Source organism: Pseudomonas qingdaonensis, assembly GCF_018398475.1.
Classification (GTDB): domain Bacteria; phylum Pseudomonadota; class Gammaproteobacteria; order Pseudomonadales; family Pseudomonadaceae; genus Aquipseudomonas; species Aquipseudomonas palmensis.
On record NZ_CP074676.1, the window covers coordinates 2,786,691 to 2,802,117 of the forward strand.

Here is a 15,427-nt window from a genome sequence, read left to right on the forward strand (position 1 = left end):
GCAAAGGGGCGCCAGGGCAGGGGTCAGAAGCGCCCGTCCAGGCCGATGCGGAACATCTCGTTGCGCTCGTCGGTGGCCAGCGCGGTCTTGTACGAGAAGCCCAGGCGCCAGCTCTGGCTGAGGCTGAAGTCCAGGCCCAGGTCCAGGTCGACGAAGTTGCTGTCCATCGGGTCGGGTGACAGGCGATACAGCACGCCGTCGTTGGTCTGGTCGGTGTAGCGCATGCGGTAGTCGTCGCTGTGGCTGAAGTTGTGACCCCACGCCAGCCCGACCCGCGGCGTGAGCACGCCGGCGCCGGTCTGGATGTCGTAGCCGCTGCGCACGCCCAGGAACGAGGTGAAGGACCGCTGGCGCTGTTGTTCGTACGACAGCCCGTAGATACCGCCGCCCCGTTCGCTGAAGTCGTCCAGCTTGGTGAAGCTGGCATTCAGCCGTGTGTACGGCGCCAGCGACAGGGCGCCTTCGCGGTACTCGTAGCTGGCGGTCAGCGAGGCGAACAGCTGGTCGGCGTCGCGCGAGCCATGGGCATAGCCGTTGGACGGGTCGGCAGTGACGTAGCGGCGCGAGTCGAAGCGGATGCGGTTGTAGCCCAGCAGTGCATCGATGTAGATCTCCGACAGCGGGTTGACGCTCAGGTACGCCGCCAGGCCCAGGGCGTCGGCCTCGCTGCGGGTGTCCCGCTCGCCGATGTCGGCGCGGTCGTTGCCGTAGCCAAAACCGATGCCCACCACGGCCCTTGGCGACAGGCGATAGTCGACGCCGGCGCTCAGTCCGTAGGTGACGAAGCTGTTGTCCTTGGCGCCGCGTGCGTGGTTGGAACCGGTGTTGATGAAGCCATCGGTCCAGTAGGCCACGGCCTCTTCGACGCACTCGCCTGAGGTGGCGCGGGCGGTGTCGCGCTGCTTGCGACGGGTGTCGTCCGCGTCCTCGTCGTCATTGCCCTTGCCGTTGCCTTCGAGCTCGTCGCGCAGCGCCTTGCCCAGGCTGCCCAGGCCGAGGTTGTCGCGGCCATGTTGAACGTTGGCGTTGAACGAGTTGCGGTCACAGGTAGGGCGGTGCAGTTGCTCCAGGCGCCGGTTGAAGTTGTCCATCTGGGTGCTGGCAAAACGATCCGCTGCGCGCGATTGCGCGTTGAGCAGGCCGATCACTTCGGCGTCCTTGCTGGGGTCGGGACGTGCCTGCACGCTGAAGGTCACGGTGCCGGTCGCGCTGGCACCGCTGGTGCTCTCCAGGCTGAAGGTGACCACTGCTGTGCCGGCAAAGGCAGCGGCAGGCACGAAGCGCAGGTTGAAACCGGACAGGGCGGCACGCGCTGCTCGCGCAGGGGCCATCGATGTCAGGCTGGCATGCCCGGCTGACGCTGGGCTCAACGACAGCACGCGGGCGCGCAGGAACGGCCCTCCGGTGGCCCCACGGGTAAGGTCGACGCTGGCGACAGCACCGGGGCTGAGCGCCTCGCTGGATGACACCACGGTGACCACCTGGGCGGCGATCGCCAGGGTAATGCTGCGGCTGCCGGTGGCGCCGTTGGCATCGGTGGCGGTAACGGTCAGCGTGGCGTTGGCGGCCTCGGTCGGCGTGCCGCTGATCACCCCGGTCGCCGGGTCGAGCTGCAGGCCATTGGGCAGGCTGCCGGCGCCGATGGCGTAGCTGTACGGCGCCATCCCGCCGCTGGCACCCAGGCCGAAGCTGTAGGCGCTGCCCACGGTGCCTGGCGGCAGTGGGCCGGAGGCCGGGCTCATTACCAGCGTCGGTGGGGTGATGGTGAGGCTCACCGTGGCGGCTGCCGAGGTGCCGCCCGGGCCGGTGGCGGTGTAGGTGAAGCTGTCAATGCCCGAGTAACCGGCAGTCGGGGTGTAGCTGATGCGGGTGCCACTGACCTGCGCAGTACCGTGCTGTGGGTTGCTGGCCACGGCCACGCTTGTGACCGGGGCACTGCCCAGGCTCAGGGTCAGCGGGTTGTTGCGGCTGTTGGCGGCCACACCGGCCGACACGTTGCCGACCACGGGCGCCTGTGCCACGACTGTCAGGCTCAGCGTACGGCTGCCGGTGGCACCGTTGGCATCGGTGGCGGTAACGGTCAGCGTGGCGTTGGCGGCCTCGGTCGGCGTGCCGCTGATCACCCCGGTCGAGGTGTTGAGTGTCAACCCATTGGGCAGACTGCCGCCGATGGCATAGCTGTACGGCGCCATCCCGCCGCTGGCACCCAGGCCGAAGCTGTAGGCGGTGCCCACGGTGCCTGGCGGCAGCGAGCCTGACGCTGGGCTTAGCACCAGGGTTGGCGGGGTAACGGTAACGTTCACCGTGGCAGGTGCCGAGGTGCCGCCCGGGCCGGTGGCGGTGTAGGTGAAGCTGTCAATGCCCGAGTAACCGGCAGTCGGGGTGTAGGTGATGCTGGTGCCACTGACCTGCGCAGTACCGTGCTGTGGGTTGCTGGCCACGGCCACGCTGGTGACCGGGGCACTGCCCAGGTTCAGGGTCAGCGGGTTGTTGCTGGTGTTGGCGGCCACACTGGCCGACACGTTGCCGACCACGGGCGCCTGCGCCACGACTGTCAGGCTCAGCGCCTGGCTTGCCTGGAAACTCTGGCTGTCAGTCACCCTGACGGTGAAGCTGGTGGTGCCGGGTGCGGTTGGCGTACCGGTCAGGCTGCCGGTCGGGGCCAGGGCCATGCCGGACGGCAGGGCGCCCGAAACGATGGTGTAGCTGTACGGCGCGGTGCCGCCACTGGCACTGATGCTGGCCGTGTAGGGCACGTTCTGGGTGGCGTTGGCCAGTGTGGTCGTGCCGATAACCACGGTGGGTGGCGTGATGGCGAGGTTGACGGTTGCAGGCGCCGAAGTCCCCCCCGGGCCGGTGGCGGTATAGGTAAAGCTGTCGATGCCGGCATAGCCTGGGGTCGGGGTATAGGTGAAACCCGTGGCCCCGGTGATGCTGACGGTGCCATGTGCAGGGGGTGTCACCACGGCCAGGCTGGTGGTCGGCCCCCCGCTGAGGCTTGCGCTGATCGTGCTGGCGCCGCTGTTGGCTGCGAGGGTTTGGTTGATATTGGCGGCTACCGGCGCTTGCTGGCCAACCACGAAGGAATAGGGACGCACTCCGGTGAATCTGTTGGTATCACTGGCCCGCACCCCGAAAGTGAACGTACCGGCGGTGGTTGGTGTGCCACTCAGGGTGCCTGTGCTGGTAAGGCTCATTCCTGCAGGCAGCGCGCCGAAGGCGATACCGTAGTCGAAGGGTGCAACCCCACCGCTGGCGCTGATCGACGTGCTGTACCCCGTGCCCACCGTAGCTGCGGGCAAGGTAATCGGCGTGATGTCTATGAAGGGCGTGGCAATGGTGAGGGTATAGGACTGACTGACGCTGGTGAGGTTGCTGGAGCTGTCGACCGCAGTGACGCTGAAGGTGTAAGTACCGGGGCTGGAGGGGCTTCCGGTCAGGGTACCGGTACTGGAAAGGGCGATTCCGGTCGGTAGGCTGCCACCGTTGATGCTGAAGGTGTAGGGCGCGACACCCCCACTGACGGTGAGCTGTTGGCTGTAGCTGCTGCTGTAAATGGGGGCTGGCAATGTCGCCGGGGTGATGGCCATGCTGCCGGCAACGATGGTCAGTGTATAGCTGCGCGTGCCGGTGTAGCTGAACGCGTCGGTGGCCCTGGCCGTGAAGCTGAAGTTGCCGCTGCTGGTCGGCGTGCCGCTGAGCGTGCCGTTGGATGCCAGGGTCAGGCCGCTGGGCAAGGCTCCAGATGCAAGCGAAAAGGCGTAGGGCGCGTTACCCCCGCTGGCAGCCAGCGAGGTGGTGCTGTAGGCGATACCGGCAGTACCCGCAGGCAGTGATGCAGGGGCGATGCTGATGGTCGGGGAACCGACGGTAACGGTCACGGTCGCCGGGGCAGAGGTGCCTGCACTGTTGGTGGCGGTATAGGTGAAGCTGTCCGTGCCTGCATAACCGACCGTGGGTGTGTAGGTGACGCTGGTGCCGCTGGCCGTTACTGTGCCGTGGCTTGCTGAGGTACTGATGGCCACGCTGCTGGCGACGCCCCCCGAGAGGCTGAGTGTGACAGGGTTCGCGCTGCTGTTGTGGCCGACAGAGGCGCTGACCGGGCCGGCAACCGGCGGTGCAATGTAGGTGAAGGCATTGGTCAACGACGCCGAGCCGGCGGCAGTGGTGACACTCACGTTGACCACGCCGGCGTTGCCGGCCGGGATTGTGGCGGTGATCTGGGTGGGGCTGTTGATGGTCCAGCCGGTTGCCGATACCCCACCAAAGGTGACGCTGCTGGCGCCGGTCAGGCCGGTGCCCGTGAGGGTCACGCTGGTGCCACCGCCGATGGGGCCTGAGTTGGGGGTGACGGTGTTCAGGGTCGGCACGGCGAGGTAGGTATAGGCATTGACCGAAGTGGCACTGCCCCCCGGCGTGGTGGCCACGACATTGACGGGCCCGGCGGCATGCGCGGGCGCAATGGCGGTGATCGATGTCGAACTGTTGACGGTGAAGCTGCTTGCCGGTGTGCCGCCAAAGGTGAGGCTGGTGGTGCCGGTCAGGCCTGTGCCTGAGATAAACACTTGATTGCCGCCGGTGGTGGCGCCGGAATTGGGCGTAGCGATGGTCAGGGTCGGTACGGCGAGGTAGGTGAAACCATTGGTCAGCGTGCTCGTACCGCTTGCCGTTGTGACCGTCACGTTGACCGGGCCTGCCGTGTAGGCGGGGACGGTGGCGGTTATCGAGGTCGGGGAAACGACGATGATGTTGGTAGCGGGCACACCAGCGAATGTCACGTCGGTGACACCGACAAAATTGGTGCCGGTCAGGGTCACAGAGGTGCCGCCGATGGCGGGGCCGCTGCCGGGCGATACGGCGGTCAGGGTCAGGGGCGGTGTTGCGCCTGTGACCTTGAGGGTGTAACGGGCCTTGCCCACGACGTCGTTGCTGTCAAGGGCCGAAATCCAGAAATCGTAGTTGCCGATGGCTGTGGGGGTGCCATGCAGGGTGGTGGTCGCACTTCCAGGCGACGTTTCCAGAACCAGACCGGGCGGCAGGCAGTTGGTCGGCATGCTGGTGTCATCCTGGTCACATTCGTACCACTCGAAGATCGGCATGGCGCCGCCGGTGGCGGTGATAGTGAAAGTGTCTATCGGTGTGTTGACCGCCACATCCGGCAGGGCGGTGCCACTGGCGGGGGAAAGGGTCGGGGCGGCACTGGCCTGGCCGCACAGCAGCAGCGAGACGAGCATCAGGCCCAGCAATGCAATGCTGCGGGCCATGCGGTGACGAAGGTCAATCAGGGATCTGTTCATGGGGCTTCCTGCCAGGTAGCGGTATTACTCGCTTGCGGCGCGGGTCAAGAGTCATCGGAACAACCCGTATGCCGTGACTGGCAGTGCGGGTTTTGCAGCGTGGAGGTAACGGCGGCGTGGTCAGGGTTCCATGGGGGCACCCTCGGCACAGGTCTGCGTCAGTGGCCGTTGCATCTGCAGGTACAAGCCCTGCTCGCTAACTACCTCGAAGCCCAGGCGCGCATACAGCCGGCGCGCCGGGTTGAACGGCTCCACACTCAGGGCACAGCGCGTGTGCTGGCCGTCGGCCAGCGCGAGCACCGCAGCCAGAAGGGTGCTGCCCAGCCCCTTGCCCTGCCAGGCAGGCAGCAAGGCGATATCGACCACCCGCACTTCGCTGGCGTCCACCTGCAGGCACAACCTGCCGATCGGTTGCCCCTGGTGCTCCAGCAACAGGAATTCGGCCGAGCGATAGTGCAGGGCGTAGTGGCGTTGCTGCAGCTCGGCTTGGGCGTGCAGAAACGCGACCCGCTGCGCGTCGGTCCACCCTGGTGCGGCACGCACCTCTTCCCAGCGGCGCGTCACGAACAGCGCGCGCAGAAACCCGTCATCCGCCTCGGCCTGCAGGCGCAGGCCGGGAACGAACGACGATGGCAACAGGCGGGCCAGGCGCTCGAGGCTAGTCATTGCGGATCGGGTACTCCCCTTCGACGCAGATGCAGTACGCCAGCGCCAGGTAGGGTTGCATCAGGTTGCGCTCGATGTTGCCGTTGCCAGTGCCGGCGTCAGTCATGCTGCCTTCGGCCAGCGTCTGCGTGGTGCCCACAGTGTTGTACAGGTTGATGTTGCGTGGCTGGGCGAGGTAAGTGGTGGTGCTCGGGATGTCGACCCTCTGGTCCGGCTCGGTACCATCGCGCGCGGTGAACCCATGGTTGTGTGGCGGGTAGTTCAAGGAATTGAGCGCTACCTTGTCGGCGCCAGCGGTACTGGCGAAGGCTGCGTTTGGCAACCCGGTACCCTGGCCGGCTCCCATCACCACACGACCATTGAGATTGGGCAGCATGAACGTGGTCTTGCCATCGCCGCCGAATCGGTTGCCGATCACCGAAAACAGCACGCTGTACTGCTGGATCAACAACGAACGCCCGTCGCAGGGAAGAAAATTCTGCGGCACGAAACTGTAGGGCAGAAGCCTGATTTCACCATAGAAAGCGTCCATGGAATGCTCTTTCCTTGATTCAGAGAGGGGTGGGCTTACTGCTGCGACGGGTAGATCCCGGCCAGCGCGATGATGTAGTTGAGCGCCATGCTGCCCATCAGGTTGGCATGTGGTTGCCCGCCGCCTGGCGCCACCGACACTGCCGCGGAATTCAGTGTGACGTTGGGGTTGGTGCCGCCGTTGCTGTACAGCCCCTTGGTCGAGCTTTGCGCGGTGAAGACCCCGAGCGTGCGCGAGGCCGGTGCCTGGGTGTCGACCGGCGAGGCGGCATCGGCCAACTGCGTGCTGGCGTAAAAGGTATGCGAGTGAGCGGGCATGTGTTGCACGCCAATGGAGGTCTGTGCACTGCCCATTGCCTGGCCCAGGTTGCGCTGCGTGAGGCCGGGGCCTGCGCCGGCGCCTACCGGTACCCGGCCGCGCAGGTCGGGCAGGGCGAAGGTGTTGACCCCATCACCGCCATAGGTGGTGCCCAACAGCGTGAACAACACCTGGTTCTGCTGGATCGACAACAGCTGGCCATTGCACAGTGCCCAGTCCTGTGGCTCGTAGTTGCCTGCGAACAGACGGATTTCCCCGATAAAGGCTTCAGACATGGTTCATTCCTTGATGTGAAGGAGCGTGTTCACGGGCGCGGTGGGTAAACGCCAACACTGGCGATGCAGTACTGCAGCACCAGCGAAGGCTGCATGTTGTCCAGGGGCTGTTGGGGTGGCGTGGGCTGAATCGTTGCCGGGTTGAGCGCTTGCTGCTTGCTACTGTCGAACTTGACGTAGGTGCTGCGCGAAGCGACCGGTGGGGTTGCCAGGTTGGCACTGGTGGCCGGGAACGCACCGGCCGGCCCGCTGTTGCCCAGGGCATCGGATACATAGACCTCATGGGTATGCTGGGCGAGTGCGGCGGCGGGCAGTGTTTCTTTCTCGGTGCCGGCTGACTGGCCCTGGGTATGATTGCTCAGGCCGGGGTCAGGGGTGCCGGTGCTGTTCCGGGCCAGCGCGGTGCGCCCGCGCAGGTCAGGCAGGGCAAACAGGTTGTTGCCGGAGCTGCCGAACTGGGTGCCGAGCAAGGAAAACAGTGCAGCGTTGGTTTGGGTGGATAACAGGCGTCCGTCGCACGGCAGCCAACCCTTGGGCACGAAGTTGTACGGGAACAGGCGGATTTCACCCACGAAAGGTTCCATATGAACAAACCTCCATCATGTTTCTCAGGCACCAAAAAAAACCCACTTGCAGGCAAGTGAGTGACAATCACGGCAGAGCTGACTAGCTAGGTAAGGCGGTTATCGATCACGGCTTGTGGCCGTTCCAGCTTCCATCTGCGCTTCTTCATGAGCGTTCCTTCCATGGTTGCGATAACAGGCAGAGGGTCCGGCGAAGCGGCCCTCGGGAGGTGGGTTGATGCTAGGCGAGGTAGTGACGCATTGCCATCACTGAAAATGGGTATTTCGACGATTTTTTTCAAACGATTGTTTGACGCGGGGCGGCTGTCGGTAATCTGGCGCCAGACACACGTCGCGCCCGGCATTCATGGGCACCTGGCCGTGCCCTGTAGCCAGTGGCTGCGTGCTGTGGAAAGATCCGGGTTCTTTTCCGTGCCGCACTGACGAGCAAGCCATGATCGATTTCCACAATGTCACCGCCTACCAGCAGCACAACCGTGTGCTGGACGGTTTCTCCCTACACATCGGTGCCGGCGAGAAGGTCGCCATCCTGGGCCCCAACGGGGCCGGCAAAAGCACCCTGCTCAAGCTGATCACCCGCGAGCTGTACCCGGTGGAGCGCGAAGGCAGCCACCTGAAGCTGTTCGGCAGCGACACCGTCAACCTGTGGGCACTGCGCAGTCGCCTGGGGTTCGTGTCCCAGGACCTGCAGGAAGACTACACCCCGCACACCCAGGCGCTGGATGTGGTGGCGTCGGGCTTTTTCGGCGCCATCGGTGCCCATGGCCATCTGCAGCCCGATGACGAGCAACTGGCGCAGGCGCGTGCGCTGCTGGCCGAGGTGGAAATGGCCGGGTACGAAAGCACCATGTTCCAGCGCCTGTCCACCGGGCAGAAGCGCCGCCTGCTGCTGGCCCGCGCGCTGGTTCACCGGCCCAGTGCGCTGATTCTCGACGAGCCGGCCAACGGCCTGGACATGGGGGCGAGCCTGGGCATGCTGAGGTTGCTGCGCAGCTTCTGCGCCGAGGAGCACGCCATGATCATCACCACCCACCATATCGACGAGATCATCCCGGAGATCGAGCGTGTGGTGCTGCTTAGCCAGGGGCGCATCGTGGCCGACGGGCCCAAGGCCGAGGTGCTGACCAGCGCGGCACTGTCGCAGCTGTACCAGACGCAGCTGCGCATCAGCGAACAGGATGGCTGGTACCGTTGCTGGCACGCCTGAACCGGCCTGCGTGCGGCCGGCTCGGCGGGGTCAGGGCACAGGGTTGATGAACGGGCCGCCGGTGAACTGCACGAACAGCTGGCGGTACTCTTCGTTTTCCGGGTCGATGATCAGTGCCTGACGCAGGAACTCCAGCCCCTCGCGAGCGTTGTCCAGTTGGCAGCTGAGGGCAAAGGCCAGGTACAGGTGATAGGCGTTGAAGAAGTCGAACGACAGCGCCACCTTCACCAGGTGCAGGGCGCCGGTCAGGTCCTGGGCCCGCAGGCGCGTGCCGATCTCGTGATTCAACTGGGCGCCATCCTTGATCATCAGGTTCGCCAGGCCGACCTGCTTGCGCAGTACAACCGTATGGCCGTTGCCGACCTTGGAGTCGGTCTGCTCGACGCTTTCGACCAGCCAGTGCCCCAGCCCGACGTTGTTGATCAGGTTGACGGCCCGCAGCATGCTCTGCAGGGAGAACACCAGGTGATGGCCACGCCACAGGTGCGCGTCGATCGTGCTCATGTCGACGCGCTTTTCGTAGGCGTCGATCATCTGTTCCAGGGTGGTCAGCGCGCGGATGCGGTCGGTGGGCTCGGCGTTGCGGTTGGGGAAGATGCAGAAGAACACGCCACCGTCCTTCACCACCCGGGATGACTCCACGTAGGCCGCCAGCAGGTTGGGCACATGCTCGATGACGTGGGAAGTGATCAGGTAGTCGAAGGTCTGGTCGGCAAAGGGGATATCCAGGAAGTCGCCCAGCGCGTCGACCCTGGCGGGCTCGACGTGGTAGTTGGCCTGTTCCTGCTTGTAGTGCGTGTAGTCTTCCAGGTCCTGCGGGTACAGGAATGCCTCGCCATCGCAGGGGGCCAGGTTGATGCAGTCCGGCAGGTAGAACGCATTATGCGCGGCGGCACCGATCTCCAGGCCGCGGCCCTGACAGTATTTGCTGGCCAAGGCCATGCCTTTATGGTTCATCGACGCTTGCTTCCTCTGAAAAAATGCCTTGCGCAGGCTATCGGCAGGGCCGCGCAAGTATTGAGCCGGGTACGCAGCGCTCGCGTTCAAAGACTTCCCGCGCAGCGTGCAATAGAATACCCGGCGGGCGAACCCGGTTGGTTCGTCCAGTGCCGAAGCCTCTTGTGATTCGTGTAGGCATCAGGCTTCTTGCTGAATTGAAAATAGGCCACACATGCCAAGCGTTTCCCCGGAAGTACAAGCCAAAGAATGGCACAGCATGGTTTCCCAGTACCCATGCACGCTGACCCAATCGTTGCAGGGCCTTGTCGAGCGCAACAAGGTCATGCTGGCCGCGCGGTTCTATGAACACATGCTGGCCGACCCCAATGCTTCGCTGATCCTGTCCCACGACGAGGTCAAGAGCCGCCTGGGCAGTTCGATGCAGGCCTGGCTGGTGCGGGTCTATTCGGTGTCGCCCACCGATGACTGCATGCCGCTGGTTGCCCTGCAGAAGCAGGTGGGGGAAGTGCATGCGCGCATCGACGTGCCGCTGCACCTGGTGCTCAGTGGTGCGCGGCACCTGAAGAAGTTGCTGTTCCAGCTGATTCTCGAACAGCAGTGGGCCAGCGAGGCGCAGGCATTGCGCCTGGCCAGCGAAACCATGGACCTGGCCATGGAAATCATGAGCCACGCCTATTCGCGGTCCCATGACCGCAACTCGCGCAACGAGGAAGGCTACCGGCTGTTCTCGGTGCTGCAGAACATCAGCACCGAGCGCGAGCGTCAGCGCGGCGCCTTGCTGGACTGGGAAAACAGCCTGATGTTCGACCTGGCCATGGGCTCCAACGGCGTGAACCTGCCCAGGCTCGCGGCCTCTGATTTCGGCCTGTGGTTCCGTCACAAGGGCGCCTACGCCTTCCAGAACACAAGCGAAAGCGATCAGATCCTGAAGATCATCCGTCACATGGATGACGTGTTGCTGCCCATGTTTCTTGCCTCGATGCACGAGCAGGAGACGCGCATGCGCCTGCTGCGCGACATTCGCGACCAGACCAAGAGCCTGATGTTCAACCTCGACAACCTGTTCAACACTGCCAACGAGCTGGAAAGCGGCCGCGACGTGCTCACACGCATGCTCAACCGCAAGTTCCTGCCGGTGGTGATCGGCAACGAGATCGCCATCGCGCAGAAGACCGGGCAGACGTTTTCGGTGTTCTCGGTGGATATCGACAACTTCAAGTCGATCAACGACAACTTCGGTCACGAAGCCGGCGACGCGATTCTGCAGCAGATCGCCGAGATCCTCAGCAGCCACAGCCGCGCGGGGGACTACGTGTTCCGCATGGGGGGCGAGGAGTTCCTGATGATCCTGGTGGACATCGACAGCGCCAACGCCATGAAGGTGGCGCAGAAGTTGCGGCGCAAGGTCGAAGCGGAAAAGCTGCAACTGACCGAAGGCCGCAGGCACCAGGTCACCGTGAGCATCGGCATGGCCACCTACAACGGCCACCCCGACTACCAGCACCTGCTGCGACAGGCCGACCAGGCCATGTACCAGGCCAAGCAGGGCGGCCGGAACCGGGTGGTGGCGTACGGGGAACTGACCTCGCCGGAGTGACAGGCCAAGCCTGATGGAGGCGACGATGCACACGCCAAGGCGCCTCTGGCGCAGCGTTATGTGGTTGACAGTGCTGTGGCTGACGGCCAGTGGCGCGCTCGCCGCCGAGCGCGGCCACTGCGGGCGCCAGGCCGGCCCGCAGTGCCTGCACAGCTTCGCGTTGCCGGCAGGTGCAGGCCAGATGCATTACTACGCATCGCGCGCGCCAAGGCCCGGCGACCCCCACGGCCCGCAGACGGCACTGCTGATACTGCACGGGCATCCGCGCGATGTCGGGCGCAGCTTCGAGGCCGGCTTGCAAGCGGCACGTGCTGCGGGCCGGTTGCCGCGTACCCTGGTGGTGGCGCCGCTGTATCAGGTGGCGCCGGCGCAGGCCGGGCGTTGCAGCATGCCGGACACGCCCGGCGCTCAACCGGGCGACGCGCTGTGGAGCTGTGCCGGCTGGCTGGCGGGGGCTCCCTCGCTGGGCGCCCATCCGCTTGGCGCCTTTGCGGCACTGGACGCCTTGCTGGGCGAACTGGCCCGGCAGTGGCCGAGCCTGCGCAGTGTGACCCTGGTGGGATTTTCGGCCGGTGCGCAGATGCTCCAGCACAGCATCGGTTTTGCCGCCGACCCGCCGGCGGGTGTGGCGCTGCGCTATGTGATCGCCGACCCGGGCAGCTGGCTGTACTTCGACCCGGTTCGCCCCGTGCCCCTGCGGGGCGAGCGAACGGTGCCGTGGGAGGCCTGTGGTACGGGGGGCTGCACCTGGCGCTTCGACGTGCCGGCGACGTCCCCGGCCTGTGCCTATGACCACTGGAAGTACGGCACCCAGTCGCTGCCTGGCTATCTGCCGCGTACCGGCGCGCAGGCCCGCGCACACTATGCGGCGGCCCAGGTCGATTACCTGGAAGGTGCCCTCGACAGCAGTGCCGACAAGGGTACGTTCTACCCGATTCTCGACAAATCCTGCGCGGCCATGTTGCAGGGGCCTTTCCGATTGCAGCGAGGGCTGGCGTATGCCGCCTATGAACAGGCCGTGCTCAAGCCGCGCACGCCCAGGCGCATGGTCATCGTGCCAGGTTGCGCGCATGACGTGGCCTGTGTACTGGGCGCCGATGCAGCGCGGCCCGTGCTGTTCGCGCCGCCGCCCTGAGCGTGCCGCAGCGCCACGGTAGGTCAGGAAAATAATTCAGGACCAGCCCATTTTTTTTCGCTTGTGCCAGCCCCTTCGTGCCCTAAGACTCGAGCAGGGCGACGACCGCCTGTTCCCGCGTCAGTACCGGGCTTGCGGGTTCGGGGGCGTGCGCCAACAGAATAAAAATCACAAGGTTGGAGGTGCTCGTGAGTGACTACGCTGCTGTGCCAGATGAAAGCGGCCATATCGATGTGCCGGGTGGGAAGGTCTGGTACCGGCTCAACCGCTCGGCCAACAGCGGTGCCGTACCGCTGATCGTGCTGCATGGCGGCCCCGGCAACTCCCATGACTACCTGCTGCCGCTGCTCGAACTGGTGCCTGACCGCAGCGTGGTGCTGTACGACCAGCTCGATTGCGGACGCTCGCAGCGGGTGGGCGACACACGCAAATGGACGCTGGAGCGTTTTACCGACGAGATAGATGCCGTTCGCGAGCACCTGGGCCTGGGACAGGTGCATCTGTTTGCCAGCTCGTGGGGCTGCAGCATCGCCATCAACTATGCGGCCCGGCAGCCGGCCGGGCTGTGCTCGCTGGCGCTGTCGGGGCCGTTGGTCGATGCCAAGCGCTGGATGGCGGACTGCGAGCGATTGAAGGCGCAGTTGCCCGACCACCTGCAGGCGGTGATGCGCCGGTGCGAGGCGCAGCGCGACTTCACCAGCCCCGAGTACCTGGAGGCGGTCAACGCGTTCTATGTGCGTCACCTGTGCCGCGTGCAGCCCTGGCCGCAGATCGTGGTCGACACGATGGACAATTGCGCGACCGAACTGTACGGCTACATGTGGGGCCCCACCGAGTTCTTCGGCACCGGCACACTGGCGGACCTGGACCTGACCCCGAAGCTGGCGTCGATCGAGGTGCCCACGCTGTTCATGTGCGGGGCCCACGACGAAGGCACCCCCGAATCGGGCCGGGCCTTCGCGGCGATGGTCAGGGGCGCCGAGTTCTGCTGCATACCCGAGGCCTCCCACATGCCGCATATCGAAAACCCCGAACCCTTCTTCAGGCACCTGCGCGCCTTCATTGCCAAGGCGACCCCGCGCACCTGAATGCCGTCGGGTCGATGCACAGCCAGGGCGGCACCGCTGGGGATCATTCCGCCGACGACTGATTGCATGCGCAATGGTCGCTTGTTCGCCTGGTGGCCCACTTTGATACTTGCCCCTTGCAGGAAGCAGCCCCGGTACAGCGCACGCAGCCCCGCGCGCGCTGTACCGACCCTTGAAGTCATGGATAAAACTATAAAAAACAAGTCGACCCAGGCCCCTGGCGAAGCAGGGGGTTGCGCCTCGACGATCTATTGCTTCGGAGATTGCCCATGTCGATTGCCAATGCGTCAGATACCCCCAGTACACAAGACCCGGAGCAGGCAGGGCTCAAACGGGTACTGAGCTTTTCCGATGTGCTCGCCTATGGCCTGCTGTATTTCGTGCCCATCGCCCCGGTCAGCGTGTTCGGGCTTATCTACAACACCTCCGCCGGCATGGTGGCGCTGGTGTACCTGGTGGCCGCCGTCGCGATGATCTTCAGCGCCATCAGCTACAGCCAGATGGCCAGGAAGATCCCCCTGGCCGGCTCGGTCTATTCCTATGTCACCCACGGCACCAACAGCAGCCTGGGCTTCGTGGCCGGCTGGGCGATTCTGCTCGATTACCTGCTGCTGCCGGCACTGCTGGCGGTGCTGGGGGCGGCGGCGCTGTCGGCGCAGTTCCCGCAGGTGCCGACCACGGTGTGGCTGGTCACCTTCGTTGCGGTGCCCACGGCGGTCAACCTGATGGGCATCGAGATGAATGCCAGGTTGAGCAAGGTGCTGCTGCTGATCTAGCTGGTGGTGCTGTTTCTGTTCGCCGCCTTCGCCACCTCTCGCATCATCGAACTCAAGCCGACCCTGGAGCACTTCATCGCGCCATTCTACAACCGCTCCGACTTCTCCATGGCCATGGTGTTCGCCGCCGTACCGATTGCAGCCCTCAGCTACATCGGATTCGACGCGGTGTCGACCCTGAACGAAGAGGCCAAGGGGGGCGGGGAGACGGTCTCCAGAGCCACGATGATGCTGCTGATGCTGGTCACGGTGCTGTTCGTGGGGCAGGTGTACCTGGCGGCAGTGTTCGTGCCGCTGGGCACGGTGTACCAGGGCGCCGCTGCCGACACCGCGTTCTATACCCTCAGTGCCGAGATCGTCGGGGCCTGGTTTCTGCCGGTGATCACCCTGACCAGCGGCATCATCGCGCTGATGGCCAACACCCTGGTGTCCCAGGCGACCACGGCGCGGGTGCTGTTCAGCATGTCGCGGGACAAGCGCCTGCCCGCGTACCTGAGCCGTATCAGTGCCCGCACCAACGTGCCTGCCAACGCCATCGTCACGGTTGCGCTGGTTTCGTTCGTGGTGGCGTTCGCCGGGGCCGGCTATCTGGATGTGATGGTGACCCTGGTCACGTTCGGCGCGCTGACCGCCTACATCCTGTTGCACGTGTCGGTGATGATCTACTTCAGGAAGATCGGCCAGGCGCAGCTGTTCAGCCATGGGGTGTCCCCGGTGCTGGGCGTGCTGCTGTTGAGCTATGCGCTGTGGAGCACCAACGTGCACGCCAAGGTGCTGGGCGCCGCCTGGATGCTCGGCGGCCTGCTGATTGCCTGGGTGATGCGCCGGCGGGGGGCGCCCTCGCTGACCTGGACTGACTGACTGCACGCTGCTGCCCATGCATCGCCTGGAACAATGCCCGCTCATGCGGGCATTTTTTATTGAAAATAAATTCAGTAACGGCCTTGATCTTTATTGAAGATATTTTCAGTATCGCCTAGGATTGCCCCAGC

The 15,427-nt window shown here is 64.8% G+C and carries 10 protein-coding genes and 1 pseudogene; 5 read left to right on the plus strand and 6 right to left on the minus strand.

Annotated features, from left to right (window positions below; all coding sequences use genetic code 11):
* Window positions 1-23 precede the first annotated feature (23 nt).
* The 5 genes from KH389_RS12710 to KH389_RS12730 form a co-directional block, all read right to left on the minus strand.
* The gene (locus tag KH389_RS12710; protein ID WP_104572472.1) at window positions 24-5,297 is read right to left on the minus strand and encodes a putative Ig domain-containing protein; all 5,274 of its coding nucleotides are present in this window, start codon (window positions 5,295-5,297) and stop codon (window positions 24-26) included.
* A gap of 120 nt (window positions 5,298-5,417) precedes the next feature.
* Window positions 5,418-5,963, minus strand: a complete 546-nt coding sequence (locus KH389_RS12715; protein WP_058540207.1) for a GNAT family N-acetyltransferase — start codon at window positions 5,961-5,963, stop codon at window positions 5,418-5,420.
* A complete protein-coding gene (locus tag KH389_RS12720; protein WP_043861237.1) occupies window positions 5,956-6,495 on the minus strand; it encodes a phage tail protein in 540 nt (179 codons plus the stop codon). The genes KH389_RS12715 and KH389_RS12720 overlap by 8 nt, the downstream gene beginning before the upstream one ends.
* Window positions 6,496-6,530: 35 nt before the next feature.
* Window positions 6,531-7,088: a phage tail protein gene (locus KH389_RS12725; RefSeq protein ID WP_116053949.1), complete on the minus strand. Its 558-nt coding sequence runs from the start codon at window positions 7,086-7,088 to the stop codon at window positions 6,531-6,533.
* A 29-nt stretch (window positions 7,089-7,117) separates the two neighbouring features.
* Window positions 7,118-7,672 carry a phage tail protein gene (locus KH389_RS12730; RefSeq protein WP_054914486.1) on the minus strand — a complete coding sequence of 185 codons (555 nt, stop codon included), beginning with the start codon at window positions 7,670-7,672 and terminating at the stop codon, window positions 7,118-7,120.
* A gap of 433 nt (window positions 7,673-8,105) precedes the next feature.
* Between KH389_RS12730 and KH389_RS12735 the strand changes: the two genes are divergently transcribed.
* Window positions 8,106-8,879: an ABC transporter ATP-binding protein gene (locus KH389_RS12735; protein WP_043861240.1), complete on the plus strand. Its 774-nt coding sequence runs from the start codon at window positions 8,106-8,108 to the stop codon at window positions 8,877-8,879.
* Between the two features lie 30 nt (window positions 8,880-8,909).
* Here KH389_RS12735 and KH389_RS12740 read toward each other — a convergent pair whose 3' ends face one another.
* Complete coding sequence (locus KH389_RS12740; protein ID WP_229590118.1) at window positions 8,910-9,836, minus strand: class I SAM-dependent methyltransferase; 927 nt, start codon at window positions 9,834-9,836, stop codon at window positions 8,910-8,912.
* 259 nt (window positions 9,837-10,095) lie between these two features.
* Here KH389_RS12740 and KH389_RS12745 point away from each other — a divergent pair, with 259 nt between their 5' ends.
* The 4 genes and pseudogenes from KH389_RS12745 to KH389_RS27320 all read left to right on the plus strand — a co-directional run bounded on the left by KH389_RS12745 (window position 10,096) and on the right by KH389_RS27320 (window position 15,296).
* Window positions 10,096-11,436 carry a diguanylate cyclase gene (locus KH389_RS12745; RefSeq protein WP_173925049.1) on the plus strand — a complete coding sequence of 447 codons (1,341 nt, stop codon included), beginning with the start codon at window positions 10,096-10,098 and terminating at the stop codon, window positions 11,434-11,436.
* A 58-nt stretch (window positions 11,437-11,494) separates the two neighbouring features.
* Window positions 11,495-12,571, plus strand: a complete 1,077-nt coding sequence (locus tag KH389_RS12750) for a hypothetical protein (protein ID WP_196932212.1) — start codon at window positions 11,495-11,497, stop codon at window positions 12,569-12,571.
* Between the two features lie 188 nt (window positions 12,572-12,759).
* Window positions 12,760-13,659 (plus strand): proline iminopeptidase-family hydrolase, encoded by a 900-nt coding sequence (locus KH389_RS12755; protein WP_213607430.1) that lies wholly within the window; start codon window positions 12,760-12,762, stop codon window positions 13,657-13,659.
* A 269-nt stretch (window positions 13,660-13,928) separates the two neighbouring features.
* Window positions 13,929-15,296 (plus strand): annotated as a pseudogene (locus KH389_RS27320) (APC family permease).
* The last annotated feature ends 131 nt before the right edge of the window (window positions 15,297-15,427 follow it).

Bases quoted from the DNA above. Each gene is read 5' to 3' on its own strand.
- KH389_RS12750 (WP_196932212.1), top strand. From the start codon at position 11,495: ATGTGGTTGACAGTGCTGTGGCTGACGGCCAGTGGCGCGCTCGCCGCC.
- KH389_RS12720 (WP_043861237.1), bottom strand. From the start codon at position 6,495: ATGGACGCTTTCTATGGTGAAATCAGGCTTCTGCCCTACAGTTTCGTG.
- KH389_RS12715 (WP_058540207.1), bottom strand. From the start codon at position 5,963: ATGACTAGCCTCGAGCGCCTGGCCCGCCTGTTGCCATCGTCGTTCGTT.
- KH389_RS12725 (WP_116053949.1), bottom strand. From the start codon at position 7,088: ATGTCTGAAGCCTTTATCGGGGAAATCCGTCTGTTCGCAGGCAACTAC.
- KH389_RS12740 (WP_229590118.1), bottom strand. From the start codon at position 9,836: ATGAACCATAAAGGCATGGCCTTGGCCAGCAAATACTGTCAGGGCCGC.
- KH389_RS12730 (WP_054914486.1), bottom strand. From the start codon at position 7,672: ATGGAACCTTTCGTGGGTGAAATCCGCCTGTTCCCGTACAACTTCGTG.
- KH389_RS12735 (WP_043861240.1), top strand. From the start codon at position 8,106: ATGATCGATTTCCACAATGTCACCGCCTACCAGCAGCACAACCGTGTG.
- KH389_RS12710 (WP_104572472.1), bottom strand. From the start codon at position 5,297: ATGAACAGATCCCTGATTGACCTTCGTCACCGCATGGCCCGCAGCATT.
- KH389_RS12745 (WP_173925049.1), top strand. From the start codon at position 10,096: ATGGTTTCCCAGTACCCATGCACGCTGACCCAATCGTTGCAGGGCCTT.